The organism is Paenibacillus sp. MAH-35 (assembly GCF_058135425.1).
Window position 1 is genome coordinate 67,470 of record NZ_JBYUPU010000013.1, and the last position, 13,338, is coordinate 80,807.

The 13,338-nt window shown below is 55.6% G+C and carries 9 protein-coding genes; 1 reads left to right on the top strand and 8 read right to left on the bottom strand.

The features are described 5' to 3' along the window. Positions 1–129: 129 nt before the first annotated feature. The gene (locus AC3Y2E_RS16215) at positions 130–1,443 is read right to left on the bottom strand and encodes an ABC transporter substrate-binding protein (protein WP_379212069.1); all 1,314 of its coding nucleotides are present in this window, start codon (positions 1,441–1,443) and stop codon (positions 130–132) included. A 739-nt stretch (positions 1,444–2,182) separates the two neighbouring features. Here AC3Y2E_RS16215 and AC3Y2E_RS16220 point away from each other — a divergent pair. Next, positions 2,183–2,863, top strand: coding sequence for a hypothetical protein (locus AC3Y2E_RS16220; RefSeq protein WP_379212072.1), 681 nt, complete (start codon positions 2,183–2,185; stop codon positions 2,861–2,863). 186 nt (positions 2,864–3,049) lie between these two features. On the opposite strand, the gene AC3Y2E_RS16225 is transcribed toward AC3Y2E_RS16220, so the two are convergent. The 7 genes from AC3Y2E_RS16225 to AC3Y2E_RS16255 form a co-directional block, all read right to left on the bottom strand. Then, positions 3,050–3,907, bottom strand: coding sequence for an amidohydrolase family protein (locus AC3Y2E_RS16225; protein ID WP_379212074.1), 858 nt, complete (start codon positions 3,905–3,907; stop codon positions 3,050–3,052). Positions 3,908–4,689: 782 nt separating this feature from the next. Beyond that, entirely contained in the window at positions 4,690–5,346 is a 657-nt protein-coding gene (locus AC3Y2E_RS16230) for an ABC transporter ATP-binding protein (protein WP_379212077.1), read from the bottom strand. Further along, positions 5,343–6,995 (bottom strand): ABC transporter permease, encoded by a 1,653-nt coding sequence (locus AC3Y2E_RS16235; protein ID WP_379212079.1) that lies wholly within the window; start codon positions 6,993–6,995, stop codon positions 5,343–5,345. Before AC3Y2E_RS16235 ends, AC3Y2E_RS16230 begins: the two co-directional genes overlap by 4 nt. A gap of 13 nt (positions 6,996–7,008) precedes the next feature. Further along, on the bottom strand, positions 7,009–8,112 hold the full coding sequence (locus AC3Y2E_RS16240) for a Fe(3+) ABC transporter substrate-binding protein (RefSeq protein WP_379212081.1): 1,104 nt from the start codon (positions 8,110–8,112) through the stop codon (positions 7,009–7,011). A gap of 605 nt (positions 8,113–8,717) precedes the next feature. Next, entirely contained in the window at positions 8,718–10,142 is a 1,425-nt protein-coding gene (locus AC3Y2E_RS16245; RefSeq protein ID WP_379212083.1) for a HAMP domain-containing sensor histidine kinase, read from the bottom strand. Further along, the gene (locus AC3Y2E_RS16250; RefSeq protein ID WP_379212086.1) at positions 10,139–10,816 is read right to left on the bottom strand and encodes a response regulator transcription factor; all 678 of its coding nucleotides are present in this window, start codon (positions 10,814–10,816) and stop codon (positions 10,139–10,141) included. Before AC3Y2E_RS16250 ends, AC3Y2E_RS16245 begins: the two co-directional genes overlap by 4 nt. Before the next feature lie 204 nt (positions 10,817–11,020). Then, positions 11,021–13,303 carry a tail fiber domain-containing protein gene (locus AC3Y2E_RS16255; protein ID WP_379212088.1) on the bottom strand — a complete coding sequence of 761 codons (2,283 nt, stop codon included), beginning with the start codon at positions 13,301–13,303 and terminating at the stop codon, positions 11,021–11,023. Positions 13,304–13,338: the final 35 nt, after the last annotated feature.

Here is a 13,338-nt window from a genome sequence, read left to right on the forward strand (position 1 = left end):
AACATGACAGGCGATCCGGCCCGGGAGGAACTGCTTCCGATTTTACTCCATTCCGCGGTACGTTTGCGTTCCTACCGGCAAGCTTTTTTGATGGCAGATTCCGTAATCAGGCGACAGCAGCAACCGGCATTAGTTGGATTCCGCTATTTTTTTGTTAAGCGCTTCGTCCGCTTCGCGCAAAGCCGAGTTAATATCCGTTCCGTTCATCACTTTCTTGAACGCTTCCTGCGAGATCGCCTGCCCTGCCGCTCCATCCTTGCTAGGCGGCACCGGTGCGGCCGGCTGCGTCAGGAAGATCGCCTTTAAGTTTTTGCCCTGCAGGTACGGAATGTTTTTGCCGAATTCGTCCTGGATCGCCTTGTTTTGCAGGATCGGGAAGCGGCCGTTGCGCGACATGTCCATCTGCACGTCCTCAGACAGAATCGAGGCGAGCACCTGGAACGCCTGGTCTTTGTACTTGCTTTGCTTCGTAATGTGCAAGATCCACTCGTCCACCTGCATGCCGGTGTTCGGCTTGTCTTTAAATTGCGGATACTGGACGATATCCCAGTTCATATTTTCGACGCCTTTAAAGTTGGGGAAATGGTTCAGGCCCGGATACATGGCCAGCGTCCGGCTTTTGATAAATTGGTCGAAGGCGCTCGGCACCCAGGCGTATTTCTCGTTGCCCGGAATTTCGTAGACCGACTTCATGTACTCGAACGTCCGCTTCCAGCCTTCCGTATCGAGCGTCGCCTTTCTCGTCTTCGGATCGACGAATCCGGCCGACAGCACGGAAGCCATCCGGCTCGGCACATCGGGCTCCAGCCCGCGGAACTGGATCTCGCCTTCTTTTCTCGTCACCTTTCTCGCGAGCTCTCTCATCTCTTCCCACGTCATGCCGTCCTTCGGATAGGCGACGCCGAATTTATCGAAAATGTCTTTATTGTAATAGGTCGCGTTAAAGGCGATCGTCCAAGGCAAGCCGGTCAAATAGTCTTTGCCGCTGGAGATTTTGACGGCGTCCAGTCCGACCTTGTTGATTTTGGACGTGTCGAACCCGTGCGTTTTAATAAGCGGCTCGATATTATCCTCAAGACCGAGGTCCGAGAACGTATACATAATCGGGTTGGCCGATTGAACGATATCCGGTACGGTGCCGCTGGCGATGACTTTATCGAGCGCCATCTCCGTCAGGTTGATGAATTCGATTGTAATGTGCGGATATTTCCTTTTAACCGGGTCCACGATGTACATTTTCCGCTCATCTTCGCCCAGCCAGGAAAAGTTGATGGCGAACTTTAGCGTTACCGGATCCGTGCTCACCTTGGGCGCGGCTGCGGGCGGCGTCTCGGCACCCGGATCTTTCCCGCCGCCGGGCTGGGCGGCCTTCTCGCCGCTGCAGGCGGACATCAGCATGACGGCGCTCATCATGGACAGCCATAAGGTCGACTTTCTTTTCATTTCGAACTCCTCCTTCTTAATTAACCCCTGGTATGTTGTATTAGAAAAGCTTCGGATGAAGCTGTTTCCACAATGAATGGCCCGGTGCAAACGGCAGCCTTTCTCTTTTGCCAGCCGATCGTGCAAGCAGCAGCGGCGCTGATTCTCCGATAGAAACAAGAATCGTAAAACCCATTTCGTGATTTCTTTGGTTGACATGTTCACAGATCAAATTTTAATTTCGGAAGCGCTTTCTTGTTGGGCGATTGATGAATCCGCTTCCATTCCGGCTCGACAAAGAACACCAGCAACTATTCTCGCTGATTTCGCACTCTTCTTTGGACCGGTTTGGGGAACTGATGAAATGAAAATGGAACTTGAAGCATGGTTGCCGGGGGTCGTCATGAGAGGTCTAAGAGGTAAGTTTGAGGACAAGAATCATTTGTGATTCTCTATTGATTTACTTTATATCGTGATTATAGGTTCATTCCGTTATGAAGTCAATGCTGATTTATTTATTTCTGCTCTTATTTTTACGATTTCTTTAAATCGCCCGCTTGTGATTTACTTATGATTTCCACTTAGACTTATGTTTGCGAAAACTGATTTTCGAAACCGAAAACGCCCTCCCAATCTTACTTGCGAACCTCCCCCTTCTTGAATGGGGACAAAAAGTGAAACTTTTTAAAGAACAGGACGTATGGTTTAAGGAATTTAAGAAATTTTCCAACTATCTTTTACAAGGAGAGGAGTAACCGTAATGAAAAAAATTTGGATTGCCTCGATTGTCGGAGCATCGCTGCTCGTCGGAGCGAGCGCAGGCGTCTACGCCGGTGCCAATCTGGAGGAAATTAAGGCGTACTTGAACCATGATCTGAAAGTAAAAGTCAACGGCGTACAAGCCCAATTGAAAGATGAGCAGGGCAATGCCGTATTGCCGATCACCTATGAAGGCAATACCTACTTGCCGGTCCGCGCTGTCGCAGGCGCATTGAAAGTGGCTGTCGACTACGATGCCCCTACCGCCACCGTGCTGCTCGGCGAGAAGGTCGAAGGAGTTTCCATCGCAGGGGAGGACTATGATGCGGGCAATTATTTGACCAGCGATCCGAGCCGGACTACGTACCGGGACAAAGACTACAAGGAAGTGCTGTACAACAAGGCCAAAACCGATACGGAGGATGGAGCCGGCTCCTTCATGCTGGTCCCTGATAAAAAATATCAGAAGCTGTACCTGCAGGTCGCAGCCTTGGATCAGGACGCCGAGGTCAGCATCTATGAGAGCGGCTCGCTCAAGCTGCTCAAAGAGACAAAGGTCCTTGCCCAGGACGGGATGGCAACGATAGAAGCGGATATCGGAGGGATCTCTGAGATTTACGTCGAGGTTCATTCCAAGGGTGGCGGATTTGTTATTCCGCTCAGCACATCCTACTATAAATAATTCGGTTTCCTATCACCGGCATCATAATGATCAACGCCCTCCCAGACGGCCTTCTTAGCCAAGGGGAGGGCGCTTTTTTTAGAGTACAGCGAATCAGTTCGACGGAGTCCAACCCTAGTTACGGGGTATCGGTCAGATCGGCCGGCACGGTTGTGCGGAACCCGTTCTCCATTCACTTGAATGCGATCATACAGGCACAAGCTTCAAGGAATTGCGCGCGTAAACCTTGTCCAGCACGTCTTGCGGCAAACCGAGCGTATTCAGAAACTGCTGCAAGTTATTGTCCCAGTCGTCGCGTCCGTATAAGACGCGGTCCTGGAATTCGATCAGAAATTCCCGCGTATAGTCGGAATCCCGCTTCAGCGCGTTCAGCCCGGAGCCGGCCGACAGGTCGCAGTACAAATTGTCGTGCTTCCGCATCATCTCGTATACTTTGCCCCCTGGGACGACCGGGCCCGACGGGTAGCTGTGCTCCTTGTACAGCTCGTCGTTCGAGATATGCGCCCAGAATCCGGGACCGTGCCCGAGAAAGGCGGTATCCGGACACTGGGCCACAGCCCGCTCGAAAGCGTCGATGCCGCCCCCGTACCAGTAGCCTTTCGCTGCATACGGGCCGCCCTCCCCGATGCCGTAGTTCACTTCCACGATGACGGGAAGCCCCCGTTTGCCGCAATACTTGAAGACGCTCACCGCATCGGGATTGTCATACATCATGCGCAGCATAATTTCCCCGTATACGCGGACGCCGTACGACTCGATCGCGGCGTGAAGCTTGTCCAGCGCATACGGTTTGCGCGGATCGGGGGCGTAGCCGAGCACGAACTTATCCGGCTCCTTTTCCACGCAAGCGAGGCAGTTTTTGAACGGAATCGGGCCCGATTCGTCGCCCCATGTGAGCCGGTGATAGGCTGGAGCGTATTCGTACTCCGGCGTCTCGAGCGTCAGCAGCCACGTCCGGTCGATGCCGCATTGCTTCATGTTCTCCACAATTTTCTCGCAAGTCATGTTCAAATAGTTCGGATGATTATGCGAATCGATGATCATGCCGATCGCTCTCCCTTTGCCGGTTCATGGCCGGCTGGTTTCATTTTCCGGTTGGCCGTCAGCTTCATCATACCCGATACCCGGAGGGCTGTAAACGATTTCAACGCTGCACAATTTCAGCCTCGGCATTTCGATAAGCGGACGCCGCCAGCAAAATAAAGAAGCCGCGATTCAGGTTATCGTCGCCGTACTGACGGAGGACGGACGGCTCGTCTGCCAGGCCGGCAAGCCGCCCCACGTGCAGCCGAAGTACCGCGAACGGCAGGAGCGGTGGCAGCCTCCGGCGCGGAGGCCCGGTTAGCGGAGCGGCCCGCCGGGGCACGGTCTGTTCGATGCGCCGGGCGCTTATGGAAGTCTGACTTCCGCTATTTATCACTGGATGACGGATTGGGCAGCATAGCGGAACAAAAAGTTCCGTTATTCCGGCATGATTGGGGAGAAAGGGCCCGAAAACGGAAAATAGCGGAAAGAAATCTTCCGCTATGCGTGTCAAAACCGGATATTTGCCGGAATAACGGAAATGATTCTTCCGCTATTCCGGCAAATGCATGAAACGTATGGCCGCCAACCGGACCAACGGCCAGATACAAACCATGCACGGTCGGGCACTATATGTAACCAGCCCTCATGCAAGGCCGCCCAACTTCGTATGCGTCGGCACCGCCCGGGTACCTGCTGCGCCAAGTCGCCTGGGTCCTTTCCCCTTAAAGTTCCCGCTTGCACCGGCTCCCAGCCTGCCCCTAATCGTGCCGCACGGAAGGAACAGACCGGATGCGCTCCGCTTACACGGTCACGGCTCTGCGCTCCAGCAGGACGATCCGGTCGCAGATCGCATCCGCGTCTTCTTTGTCGTGGGTGACGAGAATCGAGGTCATGTTGGCCGCTCGCAGCAGCTGCTTCAATTCGTCACGGATTTTGCCCTTCAGATCCGCATCGAGATTGCTGAACGGCTCATCCATCAGCAGGATGGACGGCCTCGGCGCGAGCGCCCGGGCGAATGCGACGCGCTGCTGCTGTCCCCCGCTCAGCTCATGAGGGTAACGCTTGGCATATTCGCGAAGCTGCACGAGGCCGAGCATCTCGTCCAGTCTAGCCGCCCGCTCTTTTTTCGTCAGCCGGTGCAGACCGAACAGGATGTTGTTCTCGACGGTCAGATGCGGGAATAACGCATAATCCTGAAAGACCATCCCGACGCCGCGCGACTCGGGACTGACGAATACATTCGAATCGACCATCGTCGTCCCGCCTATCGAGATCCGGCCCGAACGCGGCGCCTCCAGCCCGGCTATTAACCGCAGCAGCGTACTTTTCCCGCAGCCGCTCTGTCCGAGCACGCCTACGACCTCGCCTTGCTCCAGCTGGATCGAGAACCCGCTCAGCACGTGTTCGTTTCCTTTGTCGTATTGAAAAGTAAGGTTGGATATCTCAAAAAAGGTCATGGGGATCGCTTCTCTCCTAACCAGTGATAAAAAAAGACGGACAGCATGCCGACGGCAACAATGAGCAGCGAGGGCGCCGAAGCTTGATGGATCTGCTCGTCGCTTGCGTACTGGTACGCTTTCGTGGCCAGCGTATCGAAGTTAAACGGCCGCAGCAGCAGCGTCAGCGGCAGTTCCTTGACAATTTCCATAAACGTCAGAATACATCCGGTAAAAACGGCTCCCTTGATCATCGGCAGATCGACCTTGAAAAACGTCCGGGTCATCCCCATGCCGAGCAGGCGCGACGCTTCCGAATACCGGTTGCCGATCTTCTCGAATCCGGCTTCTACCGAGTTAAACCCGACCGCCAGAAATCGGATGATATAAGCAAACACGAGCATCGCCAGCGACATGCTGAGTACAAGCTTGCCTTCTCCCCAGCCGAGACCGGCGTATAGGCCGCTGAGCTTGTTGTCGAGCGAGATGAACACGGCCAGCACCCCGATGGAGAGCACGGCTCCGGGGATCGAATACCCCATGGAAATCAGTTTGGACAATGCCAGCGTATACCCGGTCCGGTGCAGACGGCAGACGTTCGCGACGATAACGGCGACCAGCATAAGCAGCGCGATCGATACGACGGAGATGAACAGAGTGTTCCACAGCAGTCCGGCGAATTTGGCGTTCAGCACGTCCCGGTACGTCCAGGTCGCCCACACGATCAGCTGTACGACCGGGATGACGAAGGAGAACGAGACAATAACTCCGCTGAGCATAACCGCCGCAACGGCCGGAATCCCTCTCAGCCTTCTTCTCGCCAGCGGCCTCATTTTGCTGGTAGAGGAGTTGTACCTCCTGCGCCTGCGCAGTAGCCGCTCGATCAGGAACACGCCGACGATGAAGCACATGAGCAGGGCGGCGAGCCGGAGCGCCGAGTCGACGTCGGACATGCCGAACCACGTCTTGAATATCGCGGTCGTAAACGACTGAATGCCGAAATGCTTCGTAACCCCGTAGTCGTTCAGTACTTCGAAGGCGACCAGGCTGGCGCCTCCGACGATCGCCCCTTGCGACAACGGCAGCACGATCCGGAAAAAAATATGAACCGGATTTTTGCCGAGCAGCCTCGCATTTTCGATAAAAGCGGCGCTTTGCTTCTCCAGAAACGTCTTCGTAATCAAGTATACGTACGGAAATAAAAACAAAGTAAAAATGAAGACGGCGCCCTTAACGGACATGATGTCGAAATATTTCTGATCCGGCGTCCAGCCGAGCACATTGCGGAAAAAGATCTGAACGCTCCCGGTATAGCTGAGCATATCCCCGTACGTGTAAGCGGCGATATAAGGCGGGATCGCCAAAGGCAGCACGAAAGCCCAGGCAAAAAAACGCCTGAGCGGAAATTCGTATGCGGCGACGAGCCAAGCGAGCGTAACGCCGATCAGCACGGTGAAAAAGGCCGTTCCGAGCACGAGCCGAAACGATTCGAGCGCGTAATCGAGCAGCAAATACTCCTGGATATGCTGCCAGTTTTCGCTCGGCTTCCGGAAGAGGCCAATCAGAATATATAGAGACGGAAGAAGGGCCGCGAGGGCCCCGGCTACGCTAAGGAAGACCCAGGCGTTGCTGTTCCGTTTTACCGTACGCCATAACGTGTTGACTTTCATAGTAAGTTCCAGCCTACTTCCAGCCTACCTTGTTCAACAGTTCGGTAGCTTTTTTGTTATGATCGCCGAGCTTGCCGAAGTCGATCTGTTGGGTTTTGAACGTTCCCCACGATTTCAGCAGCTCTGGCTTGTCAGCCGTCTCGTTTACCGGGAACTCGAAGCTGCCGTTGGTCAGCATCGTTTGCCCTTCCTTGCCGGTAACGAACTCGACCAGCTTGATCGCATTCTCTTTGTTTTTGGCGTGTTTGGTCAAGCCGACGCCGCTGATGTTCAGATGAGTGCCGGTCGTGCCCTGGTTCGGGAAAAACACCCCGATGTTTTGCGCGACTTTCACTTCCTCAGCATCCTTCGAATTCAGCATTTGGCCGACGTAATACGTGTTCATAATCGCAACGTCGCCGACTTTGGCCGCAATCGCCTTCGCCTGGTCGCGGTCTCCGCCCTCCGGCTTGCGGGCCAGGTTCGTCACGATGCCCTTCGCCCATTCTTCCGCCTTCGCTTCGCCGTTTAATTCGATAAAGGAAGCGAGCAGCGACTGGTTGTACAAGCTCGACGAGGAGCGGACGAGCACTTTGCCCTTCCATCTGTCGCTGGCCAAATCTTCATAGGTGGACAGCTGCTCCGGCTTGATGCGGTCTTTCGCGTATACGATGACGCGGGCGCGCGTAGCGACTCCGACCCACTGATTGTCCTTGTCGCGGAATTGCTTCGGAACGTTTTTGTCGATCGCTTGCGAGATCATCGGCTGCAGGACGCCGTTTTGCTTCGCGTAGTTGAGCACGCCGCCGTCCACAGTGACGAACAGGTCCGCCTCCGTGCTGGCGCCTTCCCGCTTCAGCCGTTCGACAAGCTCCTCCGCCGTCCCTTTTACTTCATTAACTTTAATGCCGGTTTGCTTCGTAAAAGCATCATAAAGAGTGCTGTCCACATCATAGTGGCGGGCGGTAAAGATGTTGACGACCTGTTCCTTGCCTTTGGCGGCGTTGTCCGCAGCCGGCTTGCCTGCATTCGGGTCGGCCGCACTGCCGCCTGTCTGGGCACCGCCGCAGCCGGCTATCACAATCATCGCCATCGTAGTCAGCAGCGCAAGGCCCCCGGTAAGTTTGTTTTTTCTCATCGCTATTACCCCTATTCTTCTATTGTTGGATAAATGGTTTTTATCGCTTTGCAGATCCTAGCAAAGTTCCATTTAGAAACAATCAATTAGTTAGCATGTTCGTTGATGATAATATTCATTCTCAGTGGAGGGCCAAAAAAAATGGCGGCCGGCCTGCAAGTTTCGTACCCGAGTACTTCTTCCGGGTTTTCGTTCAAACAGCTGCTTTCTTCTCCTTGATCGGAGCGGCCTTCGCCTGTCAGCATTGTATGTACCATGGCTTCCCTCCAGCCGTTTTTCATTCTCATTGATAATGAATATCATTACCATTGGAACGAACAATTTACATTGTAACCGATGAAAATGAGAAAACGATGTGAAAACGAAAAAAAGTAGATAAGCTTCTATAGAAACTTACCTACCCGCGTTTATTGAAGCTTTCGATTCATTGTGTAGAAGTGACAGCAGGGCGTTCCAAGTGAAAAGTTACCTTCTTCTGCTCAAACAGGTTGTCCGGAATCCCTTGATTGAATAAGGAATGTAAGGTAGGGGATTCCTGACAAAACTCGCCAGAAGCTAATCTTTTCCCTTTCCACTTGGTCGTCCACATTGAATCGACAGCCTCTTTACTTGCCGTTAGTTGGTGGTACTGCCGGTAATACAACGGTCACTGTCGTGCCTTCGTGCTCCACGCTTTCGATCTTAATAATGCCGTCGTACCGTTCGACCAGCCGTTTGGCGATCGCGAGCCCGAGGCCGTGGCCGCCCTGCTCCCCGCTCCTGGCCTTGTCCACCCTGTAGAACCGATCGAGGACGCGAGGCAGCTCGCTTGCGGGGATACCCGCACCCTGGTCGGACACTTGAATGCACACTTGCCCGTCACGGACCGTCCCCGTCACCCGGACCGATTTCCGGTCTGGCGAATATTTGACCGAGTTGTCGATCAGAATATGCAAAATCTGCTCCAGCTGCTGCTCCGGAATACCTACCGCCACGCCGGTTACCTTGTCCGTCACAGCTTCGAACCGGAACGCGGGGAAAACGACGGCGCTGTTCCGTACGATCTGCCGGATCGTCTCGGCCGGATCGGCAGCGGGCCGTTCCCCTTCGGGAAGCGCCGCTTCCGCGCGCGACAAAGCGAGCAGCTCCTGAACGAGCCCCTTGAGCCGGGCCAGCTCGTGAATGGAAGCGTCCAGCGATTCTTCCAGGATGGCCGGGTCGTTTTTCCCCCAACGTCGCAGCATCGCCAGATGGCCTTCGATAATCGCGACCGGCGTCCGCAGCTCGTGCGAGGCGTCTTCAACGAACTGCTTTTGCTGGAGAAACGATCTCTCCACCTGATCCATCATGTTGTTGAACATACTCATCAGCGTATAAATCTCGTCCTGATTGCCGCCGAGCGGCACCCGCTCGTGCAGCCCTTTCCGCTTGATCTTGCGGATCGTATCGGACATCGATTGCAGCGGCTTCAGCACTTGGCGGGCCAGCATCCAGCCTCCGAACCCGCTCAAAAAAACGGCTCCAAGCCCGCACAGCAGCATGACGCGGGAGAAAGCCGCGATTAATTCGGCGAAGTCCTCCGTATTGCGGACAATCTCGATCGTGCCGGTAAACTCAAAAATGGTGAGCGGGCTTCTCATGATCAGCCGATTATCGCTCCGCTGCCACGTCCCCGCGATCTCGCCGCCCGCTGCCGATCCCGGCGTCTCGCCCCAGCCGCCGCTTAACCCGTTCGAGACGGACACGATGACGCTGCCGTTCGCGTCGAGCACGCGAATCCCTTGATTTTGCCCGTTTATCCGTTCGAGAAAACCACGAATCGGGGCCAGATCGGCCCCCTTGAAGGCGAATTCATTTTCCAGGAAATAGTTAAGCGCCGCTCGCATCGTCTGCTGGACGCCGGTCTTCTCCCGCTTGATCATCCATTGCTCCACATACACGTACTGAACGGCGTTATACGCCGCGAACAGCAAAAACAACAGCAAGGACGACCATAAAGTCAGCTTCCACTTGATCGGGAGATGCAGCCAGGTACGAGTTAATTTTCTCATCTTCGCATCACGTAGCCGGTACCCCGGAGCGTCTGAATATAGCTCGTTTCCCCCGGTGCATCGATCTTGTTACGCAAATAACGGACATACACATCCACGACATTCGTATCGACCGCCGCTTCATATCCCCATACCATGTCGAGCAGCGTTTCGCGCGTCAGCACCCGGCCCGCGTTTCTGAGAAACGCAACGAGCAGATCGTATTCCCGCTTCGTCAGCTCGATCTTCCCGGCTCCCTTGCGCACCTCGCGGGAATCCAGATTGACGCTCAGGTCCTGGAACGACAGCAGCGCTTTGTTGTTCTCGTCTCTGTCCTCCTGTCTGCGGAAGACGACCCGAATCCGCGCCAGCAGCTCCTCGATCGCGAACGGCTTCGGAATATAGTCGTCCGCTCCGCTGTCGAGGCCCGATACCCGGTCCGTGACACTGTCTCTGGCTGTTAATATAAGGATCGGCGTTTTCTTGACGGCACGGATTCGCCGGCATACTTCCATCCCGTCCAGACCGGGCAGCATCAGATCGAGCAGGATGACGTCCCAGTCCTCTCTCAAGGCGAGGTCCAGTCCCGACGACCCGTCGTAAGCCGTCGTCACCGCGAACGAAGCGTGGCGCAGCTCCAGCTCGATAAATCTCGATAAACGCCTCTCGTCCTCGATCAGCAAAATGGTCTTCATTCCGCAGCTCCGCCTTTGGTTCGTCTCAATAAGTGAGAATAGTTATCATCATTCTGCTGTTATTGTATAAGAAAACGGCGGGCGCATCAACCTTTGGCGGAGGTGCGGTGAGGGCCGCGTCCTTAAAGCCCGGGCGGCCCGGCGACCGGACGAAGCAGACCGGACGACGCGAATCGGGGTGCTGCGCTTTGTTTTCAAAACGGGTTATCTCCCCTCCAGCTCCTGAACTCGTTTTGTCAGCTCCTGCACGGCCTTAATCAATGGCGCGATAAACTCGGTATAACGCAAGCCGTAAACCGGTTCGCCTGTTGAACCTCCATCATTGTCCTGAGGGAAGGAACGGGTCAAGGCGGCAAACTCGGTATCCGTCATCCCGAGCCGGCTGATCACCCTCTCCACATCCTGCGCAACTAATCCGTAATGGACGCGCCCGCTTTGCCCGTCCGCCCTCTTGTACTTGGCGGGAGTAAGCAGGTTAACGAAATCCAGTCCCAGGTCGGAAGCTTCAATGTCGTATTTCAGCCGCTCGTCCGACGTTTGGATGACCGCATTGGCCGCGTATATATCGTTAAACCGGCTGGCCGGCTGCCCCAGATTTTGAACGCCGTCCGACGTCGGGTGCAGGTCGCCGTTTGCTTTATACAGAAACCTCGGTGTCCCGTTCAAAGAAACCGATACGTCGCCGCCTCCCGTTATCGCCTGGTCCGCCGTCGAAGTCCCGCTGCGAAGCGTCAGACGTGATACACCGTCAATCGTACCGGCGGTATAGGACGCACCGTCCTGAATAATGGACAGCTGCTTCGCCAGCCGGTCCGCCGTCCCATTGCCGGACGTAGCCGCACCGGTGACAACCGCGGTCGAACCTCCGTCGCACATTACGCCATACCGCGTATTCTGGCTGGCATTGACCTTTGTCGCCCTTGCCACAGCTCCGAACGCAAGCGAAAGTCCGTCCCGGCCGTTATAGGAAGCCGTCGCATTCGTACACGATATTCTCCCTCCGTACTCGCCGTGAATTCCGTTTAAACTGTTGTACACAGCCGTCGCGCTATCCGCGCTGAGCTGGGCTCCCGCCCTGGCCTCGAATCCGTTCGCCGCATTGCCTGCCGAAATCGTATTCGGAGCCACCAGCGATCCGCCGTTAAACGCAAAGCCTCCAACGAGCCGATTGCCGATAAAAAAGGCCGCGCTCGTGTTAAAACAGCCGCCGTAGTCCGCGATCACGCCGTCCAAATAATTTCCGGCGGCTATGCAGAACTTGATCTCGATCGCGGCGGAGGTGCCGACGTAATACCCTCTTCTGCCGTTTCCCGTCGATACGGCACCTTTCCCGTACACGCCCGAGCCTCCGGCAACGCATAGGCCTTGCTGGTCGAACTGGCTCACGCATACGAACTCTCCGAGCGAAATCGAACCGCCGGAAATACCTAGCGGATTTTCTCCTCCCGGTGCTGCCGAGCCGCTCACGATCGTGTTGGACCCGACATAGATGCCGTGCGTGCCTTTCTCCGTCCCGGTCACATTGACTTCATTCCAGTAGTCGTACATGTTGCCGACGATTCCCACATCCTCCAGGAGCCCGACACTGGAGCCTCTGACAACAATCCCGTCGGTATCGTTGTATTTAAGAATCGTGCCCATCTTGTAAAGATCGGCGGAAACCAGCGTATGCGCCGGAAATGCCGACTGGCGGTAGCGGTTGCGGACCGTGATCTGATTGGCGCCTGCCGACACGACTTCCCAAAATCCCGCATGGGCGTAATGATTGCCGTCTCCGGACGTCTTGCGAATCATCACCCAGTCTCCTGCCGCAAAGCTTGCCGAATTCGTCACAGCGAGCGTAACGAGATAATGCCCCGCCGTCCCCGTCACGCTCGTCTGGCCGACCGCTTTGGCGGTTAAGGTTACATCCGCCCCTTTTATCTGAATCTGCTCGGCGTTCGGATGCGTAATCCGGGTAGCGCCCGGCATCACATAGGAACCTGCGGCCAAACGGATGCGGACTACCGAGCTGGACGGGATCATCCAGCGCTCGATCCCATGCAGCGCCGCATTCAGATCGGGATACTGCGAGGGTACGTCCACCGTGATATCGGCTCCTGGAGGGACGAAATAGACTTGTCCGCCGGCTGCGTCTGCGGCCAGCTGGGCGTCGCCGTTCCAATCCGCAGCGCTCGCCAGCTCGTTTAGCTTATCCGCCACGGTGCGGCCTTTGTAGCCGACCATCGCTGCTCCCTTCGCAGGGTCCGCGTTATTCGCCAGCTCCTCCCTCAAGCCGTTATCCCAAGGCTTGCCTTTATGTCCGTAAACCGCCTCCCCGACCGTGCCCGCTTCCGCTTCTGCGAACTCCAGCTTCAGCAGCTCCGAGGACAGTAAGGCAGCGCCGCCGAGCCCTGCGGCGGCAAGCAGCTTTCTGCGGCTGATCGATGGGGCGGAGCCGCCGCTTGGCGGCAGCTCCTGACGTTGATCTTCATCCTGACGAGGCATTCCGAATCACTCCTTTGTCGGGTGGGTGTTGCCTA